General features: G+C 58.6%; 21 protein-coding genes. 9 read left to right on the top strand and 12 right to left on the bottom strand.

Translation table 11 applies throughout. From position 1 onward, the window contains the following. Positions 1 to 37 precede the first annotated feature (37 nt). Both ptsP and rppH read right to left on the bottom strand, forming a co-directional pair. The gene (ptsP, locus tag ACCC84_RS21165) at positions 38 to 2,284 is read right to left on the bottom strand and encodes a phosphoenolpyruvate--protein phosphotransferase (protein WP_004959163.1); all 2,247 of its coding nucleotides are present in this window, start codon (positions 2,282 to 2,284) and stop codon (positions 38 to 40) included. A 12-nt stretch (positions 2,285 to 2,296) separates the two neighbouring features. Then, positions 2,297 to 2,824 carry an RNA pyrophosphohydrolase gene (gene rppH, locus ACCC84_RS21160; RefSeq protein WP_004959157.1) on the bottom strand — a complete coding sequence of 176 codons (528 nt, stop codon included), beginning with the start codon at positions 2,822 to 2,824 and terminating at the stop codon, positions 2,297 to 2,299. Positions 2,825 to 3,519: 695 nt separating this feature from the next. On the opposite strand from rppH, the gene mutH reads away from it, so the two are divergent. From mutH to ACCC84_RS21140, 4 genes are all read left to right on the top strand, one after another. Then, the gene (gene mutH, locus ACCC84_RS21155; protein WP_088499773.1) at positions 3,520 to 4,206 is read left to right on the top strand and encodes a DNA mismatch repair endonuclease MutH; all 687 of its coding nucleotides are present in this window, start codon (positions 3,520 to 3,522) and stop codon (positions 4,204 to 4,206) included. A gap of 91 nt (positions 4,207 to 4,297) precedes the next feature. Then, on the top strand, positions 4,298 to 5,014 hold the full coding sequence (locus ACCC84_RS21150; protein WP_004959150.1) for a TerC family protein: 717 nt from the start codon (positions 4,298 to 4,300) through the stop codon (positions 5,012 to 5,014). A gap of 143 nt (positions 5,015 to 5,157) precedes the next feature. Then, positions 5,158 to 5,376, top strand: coding sequence for a YgdI/YgdR family lipoprotein (locus ACCC84_RS21145; protein WP_004959143.1), 219 nt, complete (start codon positions 5,158 to 5,160; stop codon positions 5,374 to 5,376). Positions 5,377 to 5,578: 202 nt separating this feature from the next. Continuing rightward, positions 5,579 to 6,619 (top strand): NADP(H)-dependent aldo-keto reductase, encoded by a 1,041-nt coding sequence (locus tag ACCC84_RS21140; protein WP_039991800.1) that lies wholly within the window; start codon positions 5,579 to 5,581, stop codon positions 6,617 to 6,619. Between the two features lie 30 nt (positions 6,620 to 6,649). Here the strand turns inward: ACCC84_RS21140 and lplT are convergent, their stop codons facing one another. The 3 genes from lplT to ACCC84_RS21125 form a co-directional block, all read right to left on the bottom strand. Next, a complete protein-coding gene (gene lplT, locus ACCC84_RS21135) occupies positions 6,650 to 7,855 on the bottom strand; it encodes a lysophospholipid transporter LplT (protein ID WP_004959138.1) in 1,206 nt (401 codons plus the stop codon). Further along, positions 7,855 to 10,008 carry a bifunctional acyl-ACP--phospholipid O-acyltransferase/long-chain-fatty-acid--ACP ligase gene (gene aas / locus ACCC84_RS21130; RefSeq protein ID WP_198773906.1) on the bottom strand — a complete coding sequence of 718 codons (2,154 nt, stop codon included), beginning with the start codon at positions 10,006 to 10,008 and terminating at the stop codon, positions 7,855 to 7,857. Before aas ends, lplT begins: the two co-directional genes overlap by 1 nt. 418 nt (positions 10,009 to 10,426) lie before the next feature. Next, positions 10,427 to 12,703, bottom strand: coding sequence for a molybdopterin guanine dinucleotide-containing S/N-oxide reductase (locus tag ACCC84_RS21125; protein WP_004959136.1), 2,277 nt, complete (start codon positions 12,701 to 12,703; stop codon positions 10,427 to 10,429). A 245-nt stretch (positions 12,704 to 12,948) separates the two neighbouring features. Between ACCC84_RS21125 and galR the strand changes: the two genes are divergently transcribed. After that, a complete protein-coding gene (gene galR / locus ACCC84_RS21120) occupies positions 12,949 to 13,968 on the top strand; it encodes an HTH-type transcriptional regulator GalR (protein WP_004959134.1) in 1,020 nt (339 codons plus the stop codon). Between the two features lie 6 nt (positions 13,969 to 13,974). Here galR and ACCC84_RS21115 read toward each other — a convergent pair whose 3' ends face one another. From ACCC84_RS21115 to ACCC84_RS21100, 4 genes are all read right to left on the bottom strand, one after another. Further along, on the bottom strand, positions 13,975 to 14,748 hold the full coding sequence (locus ACCC84_RS21115) for an FCD domain-containing protein (RefSeq protein ID WP_371902248.1): 774 nt from the start codon (positions 14,746 to 14,748) through the stop codon (positions 13,975 to 13,977). A 134-nt stretch (positions 14,749 to 14,882) separates the two neighbouring features. Beyond that, a complete protein-coding gene (locus ACCC84_RS21110) occupies positions 14,883 to 15,200 on the bottom strand; it encodes a PTS sugar transporter subunit IIB (RefSeq protein ID WP_039991799.1) in 318 nt (105 codons plus the stop codon). 10 nt (positions 15,201 to 15,210) lie between these two features. Further along, positions 15,211 to 16,638, bottom strand: a complete 1,428-nt coding sequence (locus ACCC84_RS21105) for a glycoside hydrolase family 1 protein (RefSeq protein ID WP_198773905.1) — start codon at positions 16,636 to 16,638, stop codon at positions 15,211 to 15,213. An 8-nt stretch (positions 16,639 to 16,646) separates the two neighbouring features. Beyond that, positions 16,647 to 17,969 (bottom strand): PTS sugar transporter subunit IIC, encoded by a 1,323-nt coding sequence (locus ACCC84_RS21100; protein WP_004959127.1) that lies wholly within the window; start codon positions 17,967 to 17,969, stop codon positions 16,647 to 16,649. Between the two features lie 182 nt (positions 17,970 to 18,151). Here ACCC84_RS21100 and ACCC84_RS21095 point away from each other — a divergent pair, with 182 nt between their 5' ends. After that, a complete protein-coding gene (locus ACCC84_RS21095) occupies positions 18,152 to 18,466 on the top strand; it encodes a PTS lactose/cellobiose transporter subunit IIA (RefSeq protein ID WP_039991797.1) in 315 nt (104 codons plus the stop codon). A gap of 86 nt (positions 18,467 to 18,552) precedes the next feature. Continuing rightward, positions 18,553 to 19,563, top strand: coding sequence for a LacI family DNA-binding transcriptional regulator (locus ACCC84_RS21090; RefSeq protein ID WP_198773903.1), 1,011 nt, complete (start codon positions 18,553 to 18,555; stop codon positions 19,561 to 19,563). Positions 19,564 to 19,662: 99 nt separating this feature from the next. On the opposite strand, the gene lysA is transcribed toward ACCC84_RS21090, so the two are convergent. After that, positions 19,663 to 20,919 carry a diaminopimelate decarboxylase gene (gene lysA / locus ACCC84_RS21085; protein ID WP_039992585.1) on the bottom strand — a complete coding sequence of 419 codons (1,257 nt, stop codon included), beginning with the start codon at positions 20,917 to 20,919 and terminating at the stop codon, positions 19,663 to 19,665. Positions 20,920 to 21,051: 132 nt separating this feature from the next. Here lysA and ACCC84_RS21080 point away from each other — a divergent pair, with 132 nt between their 5' ends. Next, positions 21,052 to 21,975 carry a LysR family transcriptional regulator gene (locus ACCC84_RS21080; protein ID WP_039991796.1) on the top strand — a complete coding sequence of 308 codons (924 nt, stop codon included), beginning with the start codon at positions 21,052 to 21,054 and terminating at the stop codon, positions 21,973 to 21,975. On the opposite strand, the gene ACCC84_RS21075 is transcribed toward ACCC84_RS21080, so the two are convergent. Both ACCC84_RS21075 and ACCC84_RS21070 read right to left on the bottom strand, forming a co-directional pair. Next, the gene (locus ACCC84_RS21075; protein ID WP_004959118.1) at positions 21,962 to 23,119 is read right to left on the bottom strand and encodes an MFS transporter; all 1,158 of its coding nucleotides are present in this window, start codon (positions 23,117 to 23,119) and stop codon (positions 21,962 to 21,964) included. The two genes, ACCC84_RS21080 and ACCC84_RS21075, sit on opposite strands and share 14 nt — an antisense overlap. Positions 23,120 to 23,423: 304 nt before the next feature. Continuing rightward, positions 23,424 to 24,335 carry a LysR family transcriptional regulator gene (locus ACCC84_RS21070; protein WP_004959116.1) on the bottom strand — a complete coding sequence of 304 codons (912 nt, stop codon included), beginning with the start codon at positions 24,333 to 24,335 and terminating at the stop codon, positions 23,424 to 23,426. A gap of 109 nt (positions 24,336 to 24,444) precedes the next feature. On the opposite strand from ACCC84_RS21070, the gene ACCC84_RS21065 reads away from it, so the two are divergent. Further along, entirely contained in the window at positions 24,445 to 25,329 is an 885-nt protein-coding gene (locus tag ACCC84_RS21065) for an MBL fold metallo-hydrolase (RefSeq protein ID WP_004959114.1), read from the top strand. Positions 25,330 to 25,345 lie beyond the last annotated feature (16 nt).

Below are 25,345 nucleotides of genomic sequence, written 5' to 3'. Positions count from 1 at the left end.
GGGAAAAGTTCTGTAAAAAAATCAGTCAGCGCGCGGCTCAGCGCCCGCCACGAATCAGCCCGCCCATGCTGCGCCGCTCCATAAATGCCGCCACCAGATGGCGCACTTCGGTGGTCATCTGGGCATTGAGCACCCGCTGTGACAGGGCTTGCGCCTCTGCCAGTTCGATATGCCGCAGCAGGTATTTGATCCGCGCCACGCTGCGTCCGTTCATGCTGAGATGGCGATACCCCATGCCAACCAACAGCAGCGCGCCCATCGGATCGCCGGCCAGTTCGCCGCACAGCCCCACCTGCAAACCGGCGGCCTCCCCCTGCTCGACGATCATCTTCAGCACCCGCAGCATCGACGGATGCAGGCTGTCATACAGCGACGCCACGCGGGTATTGTTGCGATCGACCGCCAACAGATACTGCGTGAGATCGTTGGTACCAACCGAAATAAAATCAACCCGCCGAGCCAGGAAGGGGATCAGGAAGATCATGGACGGCACTTCAAGCATCACGCCGATCTTCGGCTTGGGAATGGCATATCCCAACACTTCTTCTACCTCGTTGCCGGCACGTTCGATCAACCGTTTCGCCTCGTCGATCTCATCCAGGCTGGTGATCATCGGCAACAGAATGCCCAGGTTGCCGGTACCGGCATTGGCGCGCAGCATCGCGCGCACCTGGATCAGGAATATTTCCGGCTGATCGAGGGTAACGCGGATACCGCGCCAGCCCAGACACGGGTTTTCTTCGCTGATCGGCATGTACGGCAGCTGTTTGTCGGCACCGATATCCAGCGTGCGCAGCGTGACCGGTTTGCTGGGATAAAGCTGCAACATGCCCTGATACTGCGCCACCTGTTCTTCTTCCGACGGAAAGCCGCTTTGCAGCATGAACGGGATTTCGGTGCGATACAGGCCGACACCGTCGACCCGGCCTCCCAGCAGTTGCTCATGTTCCGGGCTTAAACCGGCATTGAGCATCACCTGAATCCGCTCACCGCCTTTCATCTGGGCCGGTTGTTCAACGTCGTCTTCCGCCAGCTTGCTGAGTTCCAGCTCTTCGTTAATCAGCCGCTGATATTCCTGCACCAGCACCGGCTCCGGATCGACCAGCAGTTCACCGCGATAGCCGTCAACAATCAGCAGCCGCTGGTTCAGCAACGACGGCTGAATATCGGCCCCCATCACCGTCGGCACGCCCATTGCGCGTACCAGGATCGCGGCGTGCGAGTTGGCGGCACCGTCGCGCACCACCACGCCGGCCAGACGATCCGGCGGCACTTCCGCCAACAGCGTCGCCGTCAGTTCGTCCGCCACCAGCACAAAGCGAGCCGGCCACTGGGTGGCGCCCTCGGTGGTGTCATCAAGGTGGAACAGCAGCCGCTGGCCGAGCGCGCGCAGATCGCTGGCGCGTTCGCGCATGTAGGTATCCTGCAGGCTGGCAAACTGGGCGGCAAACGCCTCAATCACCTGCTTGACCGCCCACTCCGCCACCGAACCGGCGTCGATTTCGGCAAACAGTTCGCGTTTCAGGCGCGCGTCGTTCAACAGGTGGGAATAAAGATCGAAGATCGCCGCGCTCTCTTTTTGCGAGCTGGCGGCAAAGCGTTTGCTGAATCGGCGGAACTCCGCGCCGGCTTCTTCCAGCGCCTGGGTCAGCCGATCGCGTTCGCTGACGGTATCCAGCGTCGAGGCTCTGAAGACCTGGTCGAGCGACGGCTGGCTGCTGTCCTGCCAGCCTTCGGCCACCGCTACGCCCGGCGACGCCGCCAGGGCGCGGATACGCGTCTGGCGATATTGACCGAAGATGGCGTTGAGTTGCGATTGGGAGAGAATGCCGGCCATCTGCGTGGCCAGCGTAACCATGAAAGACTCTTCGCTTTCATCGAACTGGCGCAGCTCGCGCTGCTGCACCACCAACACGCCCAACAGCTGGCGGCGGTGGATAATCGGCACGCCGAGGAACGAACGGAAACGATCTTCCTTCACCTGCGGCACATATTTGAAACTGGGGTGGCTTTGCGCATCCGCCAGGTTGATCGGTTCTGCCCGCCGACCGACCAGGCCAACCACGCCTTCGTCAAACGCCAGGGCAATGGTACGCCCGCGCGGCTTTTTCAACCCGCGCGTCGCCATCAGGTAATAGCAACGACGATCGTTATCTGCCAGATAGATGGAACACACTTCGGTGTCCATCGCCTGACAGGTTTCATTGACCAAAAGATCCAGCGCATCTGTCAAACTGGCTGCCGCGGCTACCTTCTCAACAATTTCTCGCAAGCGCGTGAGCATAGTCTGCTTAACTTAACCTCTTTTTCGGCGGTAAGCGGGAGCCTGCCGTGGCGCTGTCTGCTCCTGCATCGGCATCACGGTTGCGGCGAATTCTTTCATCACCCGGCGGTACACGTCACGTTTGAACGATACCACCTGACGTACGGGATACCAGAAGCTCACCCAACGCCAGCCGTCAAATTCCGGCGTGCTGCTGCGCTGCATATTAATATCCGCGTCATTGCACATTAGCTGCAACAGAAACCATTTCTGCTTTTGGCCGATACAAACCGGCTTTGTGTCCCAACGCACCAAACGTTTTGGCAATTTATAGCGCAACCAGTTACGGGTTGAAGCCAGGATACGCACATCCTTTTTATTCAACCCCACTTCTTCGAACAGCTCACGATACATGGCCTGTTCCGCGGTTTCGCCAGGGTTAATCCCACCTTGGGGAAACTGCCAGGAGTGCTGACCGTAGCGGCGGGCCCACAGGACCTGCCCCTGACGATTACAGATTACGATACCAACATTCGGGCGGTAGCCATCATCATCGATCACCGGACTACCTCGATAAGCAAAATTCGTAAAGATGCTCTGATTGTTTCACACAAGCTACAGGCGGTAAACCACTGCTTTGCAGCGCTGCGTCTCGGATAACGTTGGGATAACTCACAGATAATGGCAAAGTTATAAACAACGAGCGGGATTTTCGCGGCGATTTATTCACTTTTTCTGTGGATAGGTGTGTGAAGAACTCAAGGGATAAGCCGGTAAAACTTCTTTCAACGCCAAATACGCCCCTGGGTGAATTATTTATTTATTGTTTTAAAACAACCAGGTAAATCGTTATCGTCAGTTATGTACAGGGTGAAAATGTGATCTATGCACGCTTGGGATCTTGCGCTGGTGAAAGATCCACCAAAGATGTTTTTATCCACAGATTATTCGCCTGCGTTACGCACAAATCGGACAAATTCGCAAAAAAACCGCTGAGTCAAGGCTGTAAATCGAACCAGTGATCGGTAAAAATGTGGGTTATCCCATAAATCTGTGGATAAATAGGTGTAAGATCCTGTTCATTGTCGGTGGCTACAGGTGCACAAGCGAAAACAGAAATCGCTTTCTGGCCGCCGGCATCAGAAAAACCCATGTAAAATCATGCTACTATTAACCTTTTCCCCAGGCGGCAGCCCAGGCTGACTACCGAGGGTAAATGCAGTGCATTTTTTAACCACCAAACACAGGCTTGATTTATGGCGCTTTTATCCCCGCTGCTCCCGCCGCCGAAAGATGAACAACAGCTGCTGGCGCGCGCGCAACAGCTTGCCGGCTGTAGCTTTGGCGAACTCGCCTCCCAGGCAAACATCGCCATCCCCAGGGACTTGAAGCGGGACAAGGGTTGGGTTGGCATGCTGTTGGAGCTGTATCTGGGCGCCATGGCCGGCAGCAAGCCGGAACAGGATTTCCCCGAGCTGGGCATTGAATTGAAAACCATCCCGATAGACGCCGCCGGCAAGCCGCTGGAAACCACCTTCGTGTGCGTCGCCCCACTCACCGGCAACAGCGGCGTGACCTGGCACAGCAGCCACGTGCGGCACAAACTGGCGCGGGTATTATGGATCCCGGTAGAAGGTGAACGGCAGATTCCGTTAGCGCATCGGCGCATCGGCTCGCCGCTGCTGTGGAGTCCGAACGCGCAGGAAGAAGAGATGCTGCGCCGCGACTGGGAAGAATTAATGGATCTGATCGTGCTTGGCCACGTTGAGCGCATTACCGCTCGCCACGGCGAGGTGCTGCAACTGCGGCCCAAGGCCGCCAACAGTAAAGCGCTGACCGAAGCCATCGGCGAACAGGGGCAGCCGATCATGACGCTGCCGCGCGGTTTTTATTTGAAAAAAAGCTTTACCGGCGCGCTACTGGCAAGACATTTCTTAATTTAAAGCGCCTTTGTTTAGTTCGCGTTTAACTAATGTCGTAATCTCGATAAGTGCGTATAATTCCCTCTTTGAAATTTTTAAGGTGTGCTGGGCAATGTTTGAGTGGATTGTAGATCCCAATGCGTGGTTGGCGTTAGGTACGCTGACCATCCTGGAGATCATTCTGGGTATCGATAACATCATCTTCCTTTCTCTGGTGGTGGCAAAGCTGCCTAAAGCGCAGCAGAACAAGGCACGTCGGATCGGCTTGGCGGGGGCAATGCTGATGCGGCTGGGGCTGCTGGCCTCCATCGCCTGGGTGATTCGCCTGACCCACCCGCTGTTTACCGTCATGGAACACAGCATTTCAGCCAGGGATCTGATCCTGCTGTTTGGCGGTCTGTTCCTGATCTGGAAGGCCAGCAAGGAGATCCACGAAACCATCGAAGGCTCCGAAGAGCATCACAGCAGCAAGGTGCATGGCTTTTTTGGTGCCATCGTGCAGATCATGCTGCTGGATATCATCTTTAGCCTGGATTCGGTGATTACCGCCGTTGGCCTGTCCGATCATCTGTTTATCATGATGGCGGCGGTGGTGATTGCAGTCGGCGTAATGATGTTCGCCGCGCGGCCGATTGGCGAATTCGTCAATCGTCATCCGTCGGTGAAGATGCTGGCGCTGGCGTTCCTGATCCTGGTCGGCTTCACCCTGATGCTGGAAAGCTTCCAGGTTCATGTGCCAAAGGGTTACATCTACTTCGCCATGTTCTTCTCGATGTCGGTAGAAGCGCTCAACCTGATGCGCGGCAAGAAAGACAAGCCAACCGCCTAACCTTAACGGAGGCGCATCCCTGTGCGCCTCCGGTCAACGAATCCTTTAACTTGCCAAGATAAAGAGTTATCTGAGATAACCTTTACGCATCATTTGCTAATCTTATAACAACGTTCTTTTATGCTTAATTGAGGATCCGCAGGATGAAAAAGTGGGTAATGGCAGTTTGCGCCGTGGTGATGGCCGCCGGATTGGCAGGCTGCTCCAGTGATTACGTGATGGCAACCAAAGACGGCAAGATGATCCTGACCCAGGGGAAACCCGAGATCGATGAAGATACCGGTCTGATCAGCTACCACGATGAAGCCGGCAACAGCCGCCAAATCAATGGCGATCAGGTATCGCAGGTTATCGAGCGTTAATCGTCTCAACGGCTATCGCTGACGTCAGCGCGCGGTAGCCATTCTGTTCCCTCCGCCGCATTTAATCCGCTTTCCCCTTCCGCGCAGCTTGGTTATAGTCGAGCAGAGCGTCCTGACGCTCTCTAGGCGACGAACCTGACGGCAGACTCCTGTTTCACCGGGCATCGCTGCCCGCAGCGCTATCAAGTAAGGAAGATCGTTAATGCAATATCATCGTATTCCCCACAGTTCTTTAGAAGTGAGCGTGCTGGGACTGGGCACCATGACCTTTGGCGAACAGAACAGCGAAGCCGATGCCCACGCGCAACTGGATTATGCGTTAGCCGCAGGCATCAATCTGATCGATACCGCCGAAATGTATCCTGTCCCACCTCGCCCGGAAACCCAGGGGCTGACCGAACGTTACATCGGCAGTTGGATCAAGGCGCGCGGCAACCGCGAAAAAATCGTACTGGCCAGCAAAGTCTCCGGACCGGTGCGCGGCAATGACAGCGGCATCCGACCGCAGCAGGCGCTCGATCGCAAAAACATTCGCGCCGCGCTGGACGCCAGTCTGCAACGTCTGAACACCGATTATCTCGATCTGTACCAGCTTCACTGGCCGCAGCGCAGCACCAACTGTTTCGGCAAGCTGAACTATCAATATACTGACGAGATGGCCAGCGTCACCCTGCTGGAAACGCTGGAAGCGCTGTCCGAACAGGTACGCGCCGGCAAGATCCGCTATATCGGCGTATCCAATGAAACCCCGTACGGCGTGATGCGTTACCTGAGCCTGGCGGAAAAGCACCAGCTACCGCGCATTGTCACCATTCAGAATCCGTACAGCCTGCTGAACCGCAGTTTTGAAGTGGGGCTGGCGGAAATCAGCCAGTTTGAAGGGGTAGAATTACTGGCCTATTCCAGCCTGGCCTTTGGCACACTGACCGGCAAATACCTGAACGGCGCCAAGCCGGCCGGGGCGCGCAATACCCTGTTTAGCCGCTTCACCCGCTATTCGGCGCCGCACACCCAACGGGCGATTGCCGAATACGTGGCGCTGGCGCAGCGACATAATCTGGATCCGGCGCAAATGGCGCTGGCATTTGTGCGCCAACAGCCGTTTGTCGCCAGCACGCTGCTGGGCGCAACCACCCTGGCACAGTTGCAGACCAATATCGACAGCTTCAACCTGACGCTGGACCAAGAGGTGTTACACGGGTTGGAGGAAATTCATACCCGCTTCACCATTCCTGCGCCATAACCACCACGGGCCGGCAATCCCGGCCCGCTATTACCCTGCCCGACCGGCGCGGCGCTGTGACAGCCACAGTGCGGCAATCGCCAGCGCAAATACCACGCCAAACCCGACGCCCACGCCAACCACCGGTACGCCAAGCTTCACCACCAGCGAATACAGGCCCAGCATCAACAGCATGGCGGTATTTTCGCCCAGATTCTGCACCGCAATCGCGTTGCCGGCCCCTACCGAGCGCTTGCCGCGCTCCTGCAGCAGGGCGTTCAGCGGAACCACGAAGAACCCGCCCAGTACGCCAATCAGCATCAGCAAGGCATAGGCGTTAATCATCGCGGTTTGCAGCGCAAACAGCGCCACCACCACGCCAATCAGAATACCGGCCGGCATGCAGCGCCGCACCGTTTCCAGCGTCACAAACCGTGCGGCGACACCGGCGCCGATCACAATCCCTACCGCCACCATGGCGTTGAGCAGCGTCGGCGTCGCGTTGTCGGCGATGCCGAGCGCCACCGGCACCCATAACACCAACAGAAAACGTAACGTCACGCCCGCCCCCCAGAACAGGCTGGTGCCAATCAGCGAAAAGCGCGTTTGTCCGTCGCGCCACAGCGTGACACTGGCGGCAAAGAAACTGCGCGTCATGGCGCGTGGTCGCCAGGAGGCTCCCGGCCGTGCCGCCGCCAGCCGTGGAATATACAGGTTGGCAACCACCGCCGCCGCGTAGACCAGCGCACACACCGCCAGCGCGGCAATAATGTGCCAATCCGCCAGCACGCCGCCGGCCACCGAACCGATGAGGATCGCGGCAATGGTCGACGCTTCCATCAGGCCATTGGCCTTGACCAGCTTCTCACCGCTGGTGATTTCGCCCAGAATGCCGTACTTCGCCGGTGAATACGCCGCAGCTCCCACGCCCACCAGGCTGTAGCCCAGAAACGGATTCAGACCAAAGCAGATCACCAGCGCCCCGGCCAGCTTTAGGCCGTTGGCGAACATCATGACGCGCCCTTTGGCAAAACTGTCGGCAATCTGGCCAACGAACGGCGCCAGAATGATGTAGGTGGCGACGAAGGCCATTTGCAGTATCGGCTGGCTCCAGTCCGGGTAAAGCTGCTGTTTGATCAACGCCAGCGTGGCGAACAGCAAGGCATTGTCGCCGAAGGCCGAGAGGAACTGCGCGCAAATCACGGCGATCATGCCGCGCGACAGCAGGGGGGCATTATCAGTCAACGGCTGATTCATCAGACACTCTCCGGCTGTTCAGCCATTTTACGCAGGGTGACATAGTCAGGTTTGCCGCTGCCCAGCACCGGCAAGGTTTTTATCAGGCGAATGTCACGCGGGACCACCAGCTCCGGGCTGCCCTGTTCACGCGCCACGCGCAGCAAGGCGTCGCGGGTAATGCTGTCATCGGTGGTATACAGCACCAGCGCTTCGCCTTTGCTGCTGTCGCTTTTCACCGTGGCGGCGTGATGCCCCTCCGGGGCGACGCGCAGCGCCAGCTGTTCCACGCTCTCCAGTGAGATCATCTCCCCTGCCAGTTTGGCAAAACGCTTCACCCGACCGCGAATGGTGCAATATCCCTGTTCGTCCAGCGTCACGATGTCACCGGTGTCGTACCAGCCCGGTTGCAGGTTGCCCTGTTGATCCTCGGCGACGGGCGGCTCCAGTTCGCCGGGCCGTTCAACCCGCAGATACCCTTTCATGATGTTCGGCCCACGCAGTTGCAGACGTCCTCCCCGATCGATGCCCGGCACCGGCATCAGCCGCGCCTGCATTTGCGGCATGATGCGGCCCACGGTGCCGACCTTGGTCGCCAGCGGTACGTTAATCGAAACCACCGGCGCACACTCGGTCACGCCATAGCCTTCCAGGATGCGAATGCCGTATTTGTCCTGGTAGATCTGTTTGGTGCTGTCCGCCAGTTTTTCCGCCCCGGCCACCACGTAACGCAGGCGGGCGAAATCATACGGATGGGCGAATCTGGCGTAATTGTTGAGGAAGGTGGCGGTGCCGAACAGTACGGTGCAGTTACGGTCATACACCAGTTCCGGCACCACGCGGTAATGCAGCGGACTGGGATAGAGGAAGATGCGGCTGCCGGTCATCAGCGGAGTAATCAGCCCGACCGTCAGGCCGAATGAATGGAACAGCGGCAACGATGACATAAAGCGATCGCGCGGCGTAAAGTCGGCGATGGTACGGATCTGCTCGACGTTGGCCAGCAGGCTGGCATGAGAATGCACTACCCCTTTCGGGTTGCCTTCCGAACCGGAGGTAAACAGAATCAGCGCCGCATCGTCCGGCCGTTGCGGCAGCATGGCACGTCTCGGCTGCAGTAAATGACGCAGGATCCACAGTTTGTCGGCCAGGGTGACGGTATCTTTCAGGTCTTCCAGATATACCCAGTTGGCGTCCGGCACCTGCTCCGGCAAATGGGTCAGCTTGCCCTTCTCCAGAAACTGGCGCGAAGTGACGATAGTGCGGATGGTGGCCGCCGTCATCGCACTCCTCAAGCCATTGGCGCCGGCGGTATAGTTGAGCAGCGCCGGGATACGATCCCCTAGCGACGCACCGAAAATGGCGGCGGCGGTAATGGTGGCGTTAGGCAGCAGCATGCCGACATGTTCGCCCTGGGCGGTGAAACGTTGCAGGATCCGACTGACACCCAACGATTTTTTAAGCAACGTGCGATAGCTGTCTTCCTTGAAATTGATGTCTTCAATACAGGGTTTGGCCATACCGTAACGCTCGGTTGCCGACAGCAGCGCCTCAAACAGGGTCTGCGGTTTGCGGCTATCCATGCGCGCCTTCATCATGATTTGATGCAGGCGGTCACCGGCCAGCATGCGCCGCTCGCGGGCACGCGGCGCCTCCGGCATCGGCAGAGTGGTCGGCGGCAGAATGCTGATGGTCACCTGCGGAAAGGCGCGGATCCGAAATACCCCTTTCATGCGGCCAAACGGGCTGAATTCCGGGCCGTCGATGCGCACCGGCACCACCGTGGCGCCGGACTTGGCGGCAATAAACCCGGCGCCTTCGTAAATCTTCATCAGCGAGCCGGTCACGGTTATACGCCCTTCCGGGAACACCACGATCGGTCGCCCTTTTTGCACTTCGCGCACCAGATGCTTGATCGCCATCGGCTTGGTGGGATCAAGAAAAACGAAGTCGATGTACGGCTTCAGCCAACGCATAAACCAGCGTTCCGAGACGCTGGAATACACCGCGAATACCGGTTTGATCGGTAAAAACAGCGCCAGCAGCACGCCATCGATAAAAGAGACGTGGTTGGGGGTGATCAGCAGTTTCTGCTGATCAAAATGGCGGGCATCGCCCTCGACGCGCACGCGATAAAGCAGGCGAAACACCGTGCGCAATACAGACATGATCATACCGCTCTCCCATGGGCTTGCCGGCGATGCAATCAGCGCGGTGGCGGATAACCGCCCCAAAAAACCGGGCGCTAACTGCTTGTAGGGAAAGGATACTATATGGCAGGCAAAAAAAAACCTACGCATCCGCGTAGGTTGGTGCAATTGAAAATGGCTTCAACATACAGAGTATGTCGATTTCTCACCAATCAATACCTCTGGGACTGCCTACTTTAGAGATGCCCGCTGTAAGAAACTACCGTTGAATCGAAAGAGTTTTGCTCTAAATGCAACCAGCTGTAAATTTCCGCGTTCGTCAGTAATAACTCAATGAAACGTCAACGATCTCGCGGAAAAACGTAGCAAAAAATGCGTATTCGGCCGCGCGGAAAACGCGCCCGTTGAGCAGCAAAAATCGGCGTAAGGCCGTTTTTTGCCGTCAAGCTGCGCCGTTCGGCAATACCGCACTGACCTCCACCAGGCAACTCATGGCATTCGGCCCCTGGGTCAACGGCGAGGTGCCGATATCCAGCGTCAGCACGTTGGGATTGCCGGCCTGTTCGACGGCATGCCGCTGCGCGCCAAAGCCCGGATCGAACCAGGCGCCGGTGGCCATCAGCACCACGCCGGGCGTCACGCCATCGGTGATGCTGACGCCGGCCAGGCAGCCGCCGCGCGCATTGCTGACCAGCACCTGCGCGCCGTCGTCAATGTCGCGCGTCTCGGCATCGGTCGGGTGCATATACAGCGTCTCACGGCCGGCGGTTTTATTGGCCTGTACCTGCGGCGCCGGATCCATCTGGCTGTGCAGCCGATCGGCCGGCTGGATCGAGATCAAATGCAGTGGCCACTGCTGCGCCTGCGGCGCCCCCAGCCATTCAACCGGCGGCTGCCACTGCGGATGCGGGGCAAAATCCTGGTAGCCATAGCCGGCGATTTTTTCGCTGAACAGTTCGATCTTCCCGCTTGGCGTTTGCAGCGGGTGGCCGTGCGGATCGTCGCGGAACTGGTCAAAGAAGACGAAGTCCCGTTCCGGTGCCGGCAATTCGACATAACCTTGCTGCCAGAACGTTTCGAACGCCGGCCATGCCACACCGGTGCCCGCCTGCGCCAAACCACACTGACGGTAAATATGCTCAATCCACTGGCGTTCGCTGCGGTTTTCGGTGAACGACTGGCGATACCCCAGCCGTTCGGCCAGATCGGCGAAAATGTCAAAATCGTTGCGCGCCTGGTGCTGTGGCGCGATCGCCTGATGCATCGCCAATACGTAACGATCGCGCGACGAACCACCAATGTCGTTACGCTCCAGCGAACTGGTGACCGGTAGCACGATATCGGCCATTTTCGCCGCCGGTGTCCACCAGATGTCCTGCACGATCACCGTGTCCGGCTTTTGCCAGCCCTCCATCAGTCGGTTCAGCTGCTGATGGTGATGGAACGGATTGCCGCCGGCCCAATGCACCAGATGAATATCCGGATAGTGCCGCGTTTCGCCCTGGAACTGGTACGCTTCGCCGGGTTGCAGCAGCATGTCGCAAATGCGCGCCACCGGGATCGCCAGATTGGCCGGGTTACTGCCTACCGGCATGGTTGGCCCGGGGGTATCAACCCGCGGGTTGCCAACGCCGTTCATTGAACCGTGGCCGAACGAAAAACCACCGCCCGGCAGCCCGACCTGCCCCAGCATCGCCGACAGGGCAATCATCATCCAGTACGGCTGTTCGCCACGGTGTGCGCGTTGCACCGAATAGGAACAGGTGATGAAACTGCGCACGCCAATCAGTTGCTGTGCCAAACCGGCAATGCGCTCCGCCGGAATGCCGGTGATGGCGCTGGCCCACTGCGGGGTTTTCGCTACGCCATCGGTTACGCCGCGCAAATAGTCCGCCAATTGGGGGTAACCCACGCAATGACTGGCAAGGAAGGCTTCATCCTGCGCGCCATGTCGCTGGATCTCATAGCCCAGCGCCAGCATCAGCGCGACGTCGGTATTGGGGCGGATCGGGATCCATTCGGCATTGACGAAGGCCGGGCAATCGTCGCGCATTGGGCTGATGTTGATCACCGGCGTGCCCTTGCGCACCAGTTTTTCCAGCCACGGTTTCAACGCATGCTCCGCCGCCCCACCGGAGGACACCTGAGCGTTTTTCAGCGCCAGTCCGCCAAACGCCAGGAAGATATCGCAATGTTCCACCACGCTCGGCCAGCTGGTCACCCGCCCGGTCAGTGGCGTAAAGGTGCCGATGACGTACGGCAGGAAGAACTGCGCCGCGCCCCAGCTGTAGTTACCCAACTGATCGACACCGCCGCCGCCGGAAAAGTAGAAGCGGCGCACCAGTGAACGCGCGTGATGCAGGCGCCCGGCGGAAGACCAGCCGTAAGACCCGGTGAACAGGCCAGAGGGGCCGTAGCGGTCGCGCACACGACGATTTTCTTCCGCCACCAGATCCAGCGCCAGCTCCCAGTCTACCTCGACGAAATCCTCGCGGCCGCGCAGGGTGCGGTCGCTGCCCTCGCGTTTTTGCAACCAGGAGCGGCGCACCGCCGGTTTGCGAATGCGTTTGTCCGAATAGGTCATCGGCACAATGGAATCGAGCATCGGCGACGGATCGGGATCGCCGGCAAACGGTTCGCAGCGGATCAGCCGGCCGTCTTCAACCACGGCGGTATACGCCCCCCAGTGTGCGAGTTGCGGATAACGTTTAATAGACATGACGTTCTCAAACAAAAAATGGAATGGGCAAAAATACCATTGCCGGCGGGGACAGCCAAAGTACAAATCGCTCTATTACCTTCGCATCACGGCCTAAGCGCAGCGCTGCGCCACCGCCAAATGAGGATAACGTGCCAATATCTGCCAACGCCGCCACAGTTACGCAGTCGGCGACTTGCAGCCGAACGGTTTTTCCGCAAAACTGGGGAATGTAAGCGATTACCCCAGGATAAGTTGAAGCATATATGGCTACCATAAAGGATGTTGCCAGGCTGGCGGGCGTTTCCGTTGCCACGGTATCTCGCGTGATCAATAACTCGCCGAAGGCCAGCGATGGTTCGCGCAGCGCAGTGCTGGCGGCGATGGAGCAATTACAGTATCACCCCAACGCCAACGCCCGCGCGCTGGCGCAACAATCCACCGAAACCGTCGGACTGATCGTCTCCGACGTCTCCGATCCGTTCTTCGGCGCCATGGTGAAAGCCGTTGAGCAAGTGGCCTACACCACCCATAACTTTCTGCTGATTGGCAACGGTTACCACGACGCCGAAAAAGAGCGTCAGGCGATAGAGCAGCTGGTGCGCCACCGCTGTGCAGCACTGGTGGTACACGCCAAAAAACTGACCGATATGGAGCTGAGCGTCTGGATGCAGCAAATCCCCGGTATGGTGCTGATCAACCGCACGCTGCCCGGTTATGAAACCCGCTGCGTGGCGTTGGACGATCGTTACGGCGCCTGGCTGGCGACCCGCCATCTGATCCAGCAGGGGCACCAGCGCATTGCCATCATCTGTTCCACCCACCAGATTTCCGACGCCACCGATCGCCTGCAGGGCTATCTGGACGCGTTGCAGGAACACGGTATTGCGGTGGATGAAAAGCTGATTGCCTACGGCGAACCGGACGAAATTGGCGGCGAGCAGGCGATGACCGAACTGCTGGGGCGTGGCAAGAGCTTCAGCGCGGTGACCTGCTATAACGATCCGGTGGCCGCCGGGGCGCTGTCGGTGCTGAGCGATAACAGCATCGACGTGCCGGGGCAGATATCGTTGATTGGCTTTGATGATGTACTGATTTCGCGCTATCTGCGACCGCGCCTGACCACCGTGCGCTACCCGGTGGTGGCAATGGCAACCCAGGCGGCAGAACTGGCGCTGGCGCTGGCCAACGGCCAGCCGCTGCCGGAAATCACCAATATGTTCAGCCCGACGCTGGTGCGGCGCCATTCGGTCGCCAGCATCAACAATGCGCTCGACCAGGGGTAGTTCGCCCTACACCAGCTTGCCCTGGAAGATCGGCACCGACTCAAACAGATAGCCGTCGAATTCCGGGGCATCGACGTCAGACAGCTCCATCAGCGTGCCTTTGATGTTTTCCATGTGCTGCCACATCGCCTGATACGATCCCATCACGTCGCGACGGCGCAGCGCCGCCAGAATGTTCTGGTGATCCGCCAGCCACTTCAGCCGATAGCCCTTGGTAGCAATGCGGCTGTGCAACTGCTGCCACAGCGGGCTGGCATCCCGCCGCTGCCAGAGGCTTTTTACCGTATCCAGCAGCATCTGATTCTGGGTTGCACCGGCGATCAGCAGATGGAACATCTTGTCATTGTCGCCGCTTTCGTCATTGGCAATGATGGCGCGTTGTTCCTGTTCCAGCGTACGCCGCAAATTTTCGATGTCGGCCTTGGTGGCCATTTTGGCGGCAAACGCCGCGATATTGCTTTCCAGCAGTTGGCGCGCCTGGAGCATTTCAAACGGCCCGACCTCGCTGTGCAACAGCGAATCGTCATCTTCCGCCGCGTCGTTCGGCATGCGGATCACGTAGACGCCCGAGCTCTGGCGAATATCCACCGTACCTTCCAGTTCTAGCATCAGCAGCGCTTCGCGCACAATAGTTCGGCTGACACCGTAGGTTTCGGCGATGTTGCGCTCGGGCGGGAGACGCGTGCCGATAGCGAAATGGCCCTGCTGAATTTTTTGCCGAAGGTCCCGTCCAATCTCCTGATACTGCTTTTTTTCCTGCGGAATCACGACTTTGTTCACCGTTTCACCCTGAAAGACGCCTGGCCCATGCCATACCTTGCATACAAGAGGTATCTAGCCCGAAAAGTCCGCTCCCGACGGCATGCACTGGCGGATGATGGGCTCACCCGCCAGCCGTTGGGACGACAACCGGGCTAGTCTACCAAACCCAGCGCCTGATCGAGTACTTTTGCGCCGTTTAACGTGCCGTATGCCACAGAATCGATCACCGCGATCGGGATCTGGTAGTGGTCAGTCAGCTTTTTGTTTTCCGTCAGCTTGAAGCGCACCTGCGGCCCCAGCAGCACCGCAAGGATATCGTTGCCGTAACTTTGCAGCTCATCTCGCAGATTCTGTTCGGGGATGGCGTAGATCTGTAATTCCAGCCCGCGCGCCGCCGCCTCTTTTTCCATTTTGGTCACCACCAGCGAGGTGGACATGCCCGCCGAGCAGGCCAGAACGATTCGTTTCATCAGCAATTCCTTATTTGTTTTCATCGTCAAGCGTCAGGGTCAGTCGCCGGCTGTCGCTCAGTGCGCGGAACCAGTGCGCCGACTTTTTTGGCCGCCGGTTACGCTGGTTGTCCAGATCGATCTCAATCAGGCCGTAGCGGTTCTTGAAGGCGTTCATCGGCGACACGTTGTCGGTAAACGCCCACAGCATATAGCCCCGGCAGTTCACCCCGGCCTCTACCGCTTTCAGCGTCCAATAGAGATGTTCGCCAATGAATTCGATGCGGTAGTCGTCCTGGATTTCGCCGTCGGCATTTTTAAACTGCGCTTCGTTCTCAATGCCCATACCGTTCTCCGCGACAAACCAGGCAATGTTGCCGTACTCGTCGCGCATGCGCAGGCCCATGTCGTAAACGATTTTCGGCAGGATTTCCCAACCGCGCGATTTGTTCATCCGCCGCCCCGGCAGTTCAAAATGCTCGTAGTACATCGCCGGGTGGAACGGCGTTGCGCTGTGCCATTGGCGGCTCGGCGCCTTGACGCGGTGCGGGTAATACAGGTTGATACCCACTTCGTCGACGGTGTTGTCGCGGATCAGCGCCATGTCCTCCGGCGTCCAGGCAAAATGCACCCCATGCTGGTTCAGCAGCGTCAGCAGTTCCGCCGGGTATTCTCCCTTGATCGCCGGATCGAGAAACACCCGGTTATAGAACAGATCGTAAAGCTCGGCGGCACGCCGGTCGTGCGGCGCACTGGAGCGCGGATAGGTCACTTCCGGGTTGAGGATCACCCCGATGCTGCCGGCACAGCCCATCTGGCGGAACAACTGCACCACCGAAGCGGTCGCCAGATTTTTATGGTGGTTCCACTGCATCCATTTGCCGGTGTTCTGCTCGTACGGCCAGCGGATGGCGTCAAGGTATACCCGCGTCTGCACCACCACCGGCTCGTTGAAGGTGAACCAGCGCGTCACCTTGTCGCCGAAGCGCTCAAATACCCGACGCGCATACAGTACGAACAGTTCCACCACCCGCCTGGAGTTCCAGCCTTGGTATTTTTCCAGCAGGTAACCCGGCAGCTCGTAGTGCTCCAGACACAGCATCGGCTCGACGCCCTGGCGTTTCATTTCGTCCAGCAAGGCGTCGATATAGGCAGCGTACTCCTCATCCACCACCCCTTGCTCATAATCGGTAAGGAAACGCGACCAGTTGATCGACGTACGGTAATGGCTGACGCCGCTTTGCTTCATCAACGCCACGTCTTCACGGTAGCGATTGATAAAGTCGGTGGCGACCGACGGGCCGTAGCCGTTATGCCAAACGTGGCGATCGTGCCGATACCACAAATCCAGGTAAGAATCCTGCCCCGGTTTTTTGCCGCTCCAGCCCTCGGTCTGCCAGGCGGAAGCCGCCGCGCCGAGGATAAAATCGCTGGGTATTTCGAGTGAAACCTGACTCATTGCGCACCTCATGCATTCTGTATAACGGGTTGTTCAGCCTGCTCGGCGCGGCGCGCCGCCACTTTGACAAACGGCAGGTAAATCAGCGTGGCGACCACGATGCAGATCAACTGGGTGACCACCGCCCCCATCGATCCGGCGGTCGACAGCCAGGCATTGATGATCGGCGGCGTGGTCCACGGCACCATCACCACCGCCTTGCCGGCGAAACCGATGCTGGTGGCGAAATAGCCGATGGTGCCGGTGACCAGCGGCGTGATGATGAACGGGATCGCCAGGATCGGGTTGAGCATGATCGGCATCCCGAAGATCACCGGTTCATTGATGTTGAAGAAGCTCGGCCCAAGCGACAGCTTGCTGATTTCCCGCATCTCCTTGCGCTTGGTGGCGATCATCACCGCAAACAGCAACCCCAGCGTGATGCCGGATCCGCCGATGCTCATATACACATCCCAGAACGGCATGGTGATGATGTTGGGGATCTCCTTGCCCTGCTCGAAGGCGGTCATGTTGACCATGATCGCCCCCAGCAACAGCGGCTCGCGGATCGGTTTCACCATCTGGTTACCATGAATGCCAATCACCCAGAACAGCTGCGCCACGAACATCAGGATCAGAATGCCAGGCAGGCTTTGCACCACCGTTTCCAGCGGCTGCTGCACCACCTGATACACCGCGTCATACAGGTAAATGCCGGTGACGCGGTGGAAGACAAAGCCAAAGGTGGCGATCGCCACTACGGTGATGATCGCCGGGATCAGCGCCGAAAACGACGCAGAGACGTTCGGCGGCACGCTTTCCGGCATTTTGATTTTCAGCCGGTCGAGGGTTTCCAGTCTGGAATAGACCTCTACCGACAAAATGGCGATAAACATGCCGAGGAACAGGCTGCGGGTATCCGAAAACTGCTTCGCCAGTACGTCTTTCACCACCTGCATCTGGTTGTTGACCATCAGTTCAACGGTGGTCGGCGTGACCGCGATAAAACAGATCACCGCCAGCAGGCCGGGGAACAGCGATCGCGATCCGTTAATCTTGCCCAGCTCGATACCGATCAGAAATACCGCGCCAATGTTGAGAAAGCTCAGCGTGGCGTAGTTGATGCTGCTCATGATCGGCTTGAAATCCGCCAGGAACGAGAACATGGCGAAGCTGGCCAGGCCGTTCTTGGGATCCATCACCATATTGGAGATCAGCACCGAAAACGCGCCGACGATAATCACCGGCATCAGCGTGATGAACGACGCCTTGATGGCCATGATGTATCTGTAACTGTTGAACTTGTTGGCGAAGGCTCCCAGAGAGTCTATTAGCCGGTCCCGAAATGACATGACACCACCCCTTGTTGTGTTGTGCTGGCTCAGATGACCGATTCGCGTACCGCTGTTTCGCGATTTGGCATACCAAAAATAAGCCAAGTGGATTATTTTTCTGTGATCACACTCTCACAAGGGGATATTGGGATTCCAATATGATGAAAAAAGCCAATTTTGGCATACCAATAGGAACTATCATGACGATCGATCTGGAACAAACGGTAATGGAACTGTTGATCAACGCTGGCGAAGCGCGATCCCACGCGATGTCGGCCATTCAGGCGGCTCGGCAGCGTCAGTGGGCACAGGCGCAGGAGGCGTTGACCGCCTCGCAGGCCGCCGCGCGCGAAGCGCACAAGGTACAAACCCAATTGATTGGTCTGGATGAAGGCGTGGGCAAGATCCCGGTAAACCTGATCATGGTTCATGCACAGGATCATCTGATGACCGCCATGCTGTGTCACGATCTGGCGCAGGAGATCGTATTGCTGCGTCAGGAGGTGTTCGCCTAGCGATCGCCCGCTGTCCTTGGCCAGCCCCTATGCTAGACTGCCACTACTTTCCACAGCGGACGTTTGCATTACGAGGTTAGCCACAGATGATCACCATGTTGGATGTTTCCATTCGCGCAGGGGTGTCGAAAGCAACGGTATCCCGCGTTTTAAATGGCACCGGCCAGGTGAAAAAGAGCACCCGCGACGCGGTGTTCAAGGCGATGGACGAACTGGGCTACCGACCCAACTTTCTTGCCCAGTCGCTGGCGAACAAAAGCTCCAATAGCATTGGCCTGGTGGTGTCCAATTTCGATGGCCCCTACTTTGGCCGCCTGCTGCGCCAGGCCGCCAAACTGATTGAGGCCAGCGGCAAGCATCTGATCGTTACCGACGGCCACGACACGCCGGAGGACGAGCTGCAGGCGGTACAACTGCTGGCGGATCGCCGCTGTGACGCCATTATCCTCTACACCCGCTTTATGGATGAAGCCGCCTTGATGGCGCTGCTCGACAGCCTGCCGGTGCCGATGATGGTGATTAACCGGGATTTGCCGCAGGCGCGGGAACGTTGCGTGTTCTTCGAACAGCAGCAGGCGGCGTTCAAGGCAGTGGATTATCTGATTGGCCAGGGGCATCGTGAAATAGCCTGTATTACCGGCCCGATCGCCACGCCAACCGCCCAGTCACGGCTGGCGGGCTATCGCCAGGCGCTGCAACAGCATCAGATAGCCTTTGACGACGCCCGCGTGGCCTACGGCGACAGCAGCGTGGCTGGGGGGTATCGCGGCTGTCGCGACCTGCTGGCAGGCGCTGCCGCCTTTAGCGCGCTGTTCGCCAGCAATGACGATATGGCCATCGGCGCCATGAAGGCGCTCAGCCAGGCCGGTAAACGTCTGCCGCACGATGTATCACTGTTCGGTTTTGACGACGAACCAAGCGCAGCCTATCTGCAACCGGCGCTGTCTACCGTCTATCTGCCGATCGATGCGATGATAGAAGCCGCCATCGGCCAGGCGCTACGCCTGATTAACGGCGATCCCCTGTTGGCATTGCAGCCATTCACCGGTGAACTGAAGCTGCGTGAATCGGTGATAGCCGGTCCGTACGCCAAATAATCCCCCTCTGCCGGCGCGCTGCCGTTGGCAATAAAAAAACCCCGGCGGCTGCGGCTGCAACCCCGGGGTTTATTCGTCGCAATGCGCTATGACGTTGCGTTACACCCGTTCCAGCGCGATCAGCTCGTCGATGGTCTGACGGCGGCGGATAAGCCGCGCCTCGCCGTTTTCAAACAGCACTTCCGGCAGCAGCGGGCGGCTGTTGTAGTTGGAAGACATCGAGGAGCCGTAAGCGCCGGTGTCATGGAACACCAGATAATCCCCCACCTGCACCGCCGGCAGCGCACGGGTTTCCACCCCACCGCCGGCCTGCTGGGTAAAGACGTCGCCGGATTCGCACAGCGGACCGGCAATCACCGTATCGCGCAGCGGCTGTCCTGCGGTATCGCGGCCGTCGGCCGGCAGTAATGAAATATGGTGATAACTGCCGTACATCGCCGGACGCATCAAATCGTTGAAGCCAGCGTCAACCAGCACAAAGTGACGGCTACCCATATCCTTCACCGCACGCACTTCTGCCACCAGTACGCCAGCCTCCGCCATCAGGAAGCGGCCCGGTTCGATCTCCAGCGCCACCGGGTGACCCAGGTGCGCGGCAATACGTTGCCGAGCGCGGTCCCACAGGCCAAAATAGTGTTCAGTATCAATGGCCTCTTCGCCGTGTTGATACGGGATAGACAGACCGCCACCGGCCGAAATGGCAGCAATATCCTGCCCCAGATCGATCACCTGCTGTACCATGGCGTCACACACCCGCTCCAGGTGCTGATAATCCACGCCGGAACCGATATGCATGTGTACGCCCAACAGCGTCAGGCCGTAGCGCTGAATTTTTTCCACCGCCTTTGGCAAATCGGCATACCAAATGCCGTGTTTGCTGTTTTCGCCGCCGGTATTGGTCTTCTGGCTATGGCCATGGCCGAAGCCCGGATTAATGCGTAACCACACCGGGTGCCCGGCCGAGCATTGACCCAACTGTTCCAGCATATCGATCGAACCGGCGTTGACCGGGATCTTCAGTTCGCTGACGCGCGCCAGCGTGGCGTGGTCCAGCACATCGGCGGTAAACACTATCTCGTCGCCGCCCGGCTGATAACCGGCCTGCAACGCGCGTTCGACTTCACCCAGCGACACCGAATCAACCTTGACGCCCTGCTGGCGCATCAGGCGCAGGATATGAATGTTAGAACAGGCCTTCTGGGCAAAGCGAATCACGTCAAAATGGCGCAACTGGCTGATGCGCGCACTGATAATTGCGGCATCATAAGCCCAGACCGGGCAGCCGAAACGCGCTGGCAGCGCCAACAGATTGGTGGCATTCAACGCAGTGGAAGTGTCATTCAAGGCGCGTGGCATGGCAGAATTCTCAAAATAAACGTTTTCACTATCATGCCGCAGCGACAATCGGCGGGAAAATATCCGTTTCTCCATAGTCTATTCATTTATGATATACCTGATAACCGACTTTACGCGCTGCCGGAGACTCCCATGCACGCCATAACGCTGCGCCAGATTGAAATCTTCCATGCGGTGATGACCACCGGCAATCTCACCGAAGCCGCGATTTTGCTGAAAACCTCGCAGCCCACCGTCAGTCGTGAACTGGCGCGTTTTGAGAAACTGATACAGCTGCAGCTGTTTGATCGGGTGCGCGGGCGTTTGTCGCCAACGGTGCAGGGGCTGCGGCTGTTCGAAGAAGTTCAGCATTCATACTATGGTCTGGAGCGCATCAAGACCGCGGCCGCCGGCATTCGTCAGTTTCAGCAGGCGCAACTGTCCATCGCCTGTCTGCCGGTGTTTTCCCAGTCGCTGCTGCCCGCGGTGTGCAAACCGTTTATCGACCAGTACCCGGAAGTGAGTTTCAGCGTAATACCGCAGGAATCGCCGCTGCTGGAAGAGTGGCTGTCGGCGCAGCGCCACGACCTGGGATTGACGGAAAATAACCAGACCCCGGCCGGCACCGAGCGCATGACGTTAATGACATTGAACGAGGTTTGCGTGCTGCCCGGAGGGCACCGGCTGCTGGCGAACAGCGTGCTGACGCCGCAGGACTTCGCCGGGGAGAACTTTATCAGTCTGTCGAACACCGACAGCTATCGCCAACTGCTCGACGCGCTGTTCAACGAACAGCGGGTCGAGCGGCGTATGGTGATGGAAACGCACAGCGCGGCTTCGGTGTGCGCCATGGTCAGGGCCGGCGTCGGCATTTCGATCGTCAACCCGCTGACCGCGCTGGATTACGCCGACAGTGGGGTGCACCTGCGGCCGTTCAGCATCGACGTGCCGTTCACCGTCAGCCTGATACGGCCATTGCATCGCCCGTCGTCGGCGCTGGTCAGCGCCTTCGTTACGCATCTGCAACAGCGGGCGGCGTATTTCCCCGCCCGTCTGGCTGCGGTTATCGCGCGCTAGCCTGGCGGCGGGCGCGGCCAAAGGTCACCAGGCACAGCACCAGGCCAACCAGCGCCAGCAGTGCGGCTGCCAGCGGCACCGCCGTCAACCCCAGCCCCTGCGCGATGGTCACGCCGCCAACCCAGGCCCCTAGCGCATTGCCAAGGTTAAACGCGGCAATGTTCAGGGTCGAAATCAGATTCGGCGCTTTCTTGCCGTAGGTCACCACGTTGATCTGCAACGCCGGTACCGCAGCAAATGACACCGCCGCCCACAGGAACAGGGTGATTTCCGCCGGGATCAGCGCACTGCTGGTCCAGCTGAACAACGCGGAAAATAGCGCGATCGCCAGAAATACCCCGGCCAGGGTCACGCCCAGCCGCCAGTCGGCCAGACGACCGCCGAGAATATTACCCAGCGTCAGGCCAACCCCCATCAGCAGCAGCGTCCAGCTAACCCCATGCGGTGAAACGCCGGTCACGTCGGTCAACAGCGGCGCGATGTAGGTGAACAGGGTGAACATCGACGCGGCAAATGCCACCGTCATCATCAGCGACAGCCAGACGCCGGCGCCACGCAACGCCACCAGCTCCTTTTTCAGATCGGTTGGCGCCTCGTCCTTTACCACCGGCAGGTTACGGTACAGCGCCAGCAACGCGGCAACGCCAATCAGTGCCACCGCCCAGAAGGTTGAACGCCAGCCCAGTGCCTGCCCCAGCGCGGTACCCAACGGCACGCCCAGTACGTTGGCCAGCGTCAGACCGGTGAACATCAGCGCCACCGCCGACGCCCGGCGGTTCGGCGCCACCAGGTTGGCCGCCACTACCGCGCCGATGCCAAAGAACGCGCCATGGCACAACGCGGTAATAATGCGCGCCAGCATCAGAAAACCGTAGCTGTAGCCCAGCGCGCACATCAGGTTGCCGACGATAAAGATCGCCATTAACAGCAACAAGGTATTTTTACGTGGCAGACGCGCGGTCAACAGCGCCATGATTGGCGCACCTATCGCCACGCCCAGCGCATAGCCACTGATCAGCCAGCCGGCCGACGGAATGGAGACCTGCAGATCCTGTGCGACCTCAGGCAGCAACCCCATGATAACGAACTCGGTGGTGCCGATGGCGAATGCACTTAATGCCAGTGCGAGCAGAGAAACAGGCATGACTAACGCTCCCAATTAACCACGACCCCGCGCACGCGCGGCCGATAAAAAACGCAAAAAACAGGCGAACCACAGGGTCGCCCGTCATCAGATGAATAGGTGTAGGGAACAGGTAGGGCTAAACGATATAACCTTATAATTATTAAGTATAATTTTCTTATTCCACGCCATAGGAATAGCACGCGTCGCCGGCATAAAACCAGCGTAGCGCCACGCGCGGCGCATAAAAAAACCGCGTTATCCGGCTAAGCGCTTGAATGAGCTAATGATGAAAAATGTGAGGAAATATTACCTTGGGGTGACGTTAGCGGCGCAAGGTCGCCAACCACTGCGCATCGTGGCTGAACCACTCCACCAGAAAGTCCAGCATGGTACGCAGCGTGGCAGGCATTTGCCGACGCGACGTATAAATGCCGTAAATACCCATAGATTGCGGCTGGTAGTCCGGCATCAATTCCACCAGCTCCCCTTTCGCCAGCAGCGGGGCGGCCGAATAGTACGGCTGCAACGAGATCCCGGCGCCTTGCAGCGTGCCGGCCATTAACACCACCGATTCATTGGCGCTCAGGTTGCCGCTCACCGCCACCGCCGACTTCACGCCCTGATGCTCAAAATGCCACAGGCTCTTGCCGAAATAGGAATAGGTCAGGCAGTTGTGTAACGCCAGATCCTGCGGTTGGCGCGGCGTACCGTGCGCGACCAGGTAAGCGGGAGCGGCACAGACCACCGACGCACAGGTGGACAGCGGCCGGGCTATCAGGTTCGGATCCAGCTCGTTGGTGATACGCAGCGCCAGATCGATGCGCTCTTCCACCAGATTGACCGCCCGGTTATTCATTTGCAGATCGACCGCGACCTGCGGATGGCGCTTGAGATACTGGCTAACCGCCCCTACCAGCGCGGTCTGCCCCAGCGATTGCGAACAGGTGATGCGCAGCAACCCGCGCAGCTCATCAGACGACTCCTCCTGCGCCAGATCGATGTCTTGCGCCACCTGCAGCATTTGCCGACAACGTTGCAGCGTGCGCTCACCGGCATCGGTCAGGCTGAGTTTGCGCGTAGTGCGATGCAGCAAGCGCGCACCGGCCCACTGTTCCATCTGCGCCAGATAACGCGTCACCATGGCGCGCGACATACCCAACGCCTCAGCGGCGGCGATCATGCTGCCCCGTTCGACGATGGAGACAAACACTTCGGCGGCGGTAATGCGATCCATAATTCGTCCGATTTATGCAATCAATAATTGCTCATTATCCGGTTTTTCTATCGATTCATGCAACCTACTATCTTTCCATCAGCAAACAACATCGATAGGACACCTGCACATGTTTAAAAAATCATTTATCGCTCTGGCATTCACCGGCGTCGCCGCCGTCAGCACCTACGCCAACGCAGCCGGTTCACTGACCATGGAAGTCTACAACCCGGGCGCAGACAGCGTGTTCCCGGTGTCTTCCGAAATCATCAGCGGCCCGCACCAGGTCGCGCTGATCGACGCCCAGTTCCAGCGCAACGACGCTGAACAGCTGGTCAAGAAGATCAAGGCTACCGGCAAGCAACTGACCACCGTTTACATCAGCCACTCCGATCCGGATTTCTATTTCGGCCTGGAGGTGATTAAAGCTGCGTTCCCGCAGGCCAACATCATCGCCACGCCGGCAACCATCAAAGAAATCAACGCGACAAAAGACGGAAAACTGGCCTATTGGGGGCCGATCCTGAAGCAAAATGCGCCGAAAAGCGTCGTCGTACCGCAGCCGTTGCAGGGCAACAGCTTCACTATTGACGGACAAAAGGTGGAAGTGAAAGGCCTGAATGGCCCAACGCCGGAACGCACCTACGCGTGGATCCCGTCGCTACAGGCAGTGGTCGGCGGCGTGGCGGTGGCCGGTGACAACATTCACCCATGGATTGCCGATAACCAGACGGCAACCTCACGCGCCCATTGGCAGCAAACGCTGGCCAGCATTGAAGCGCTAAAACCACAGGTTGTGGTGCCAGGGCATTTCCTGCCAGGCGCGCCGCAAACGCTGGCTTCCGTCAGCTTTACCCAGCGTTACCTGACCACGCTGGAAACCGAGTTGCCGCAAGCCAAGGATGCAGCCGCACTGATAGCGGCGATGAAAAAGCACTACCCGAACCTGAAGGATGAATCGAGCCTGGAATTGAGCGCCAAGGTGCTGAAAGGCGAAATGAAATGGCCGCAATAAACGCTAACGCATCGAG

The organism is Serratia odorifera (assembly GCF_041448735.1).
In the GTDB taxonomy this organism is placed as follows: Bacteria; Pseudomonadota; Gammaproteobacteria; order Enterobacterales; family Enterobacteriaceae; genus Serratia_F; species Serratia_F odorifera.
This window is presented reverse-complemented; position numbering and strand designations above follow the sequence as displayed.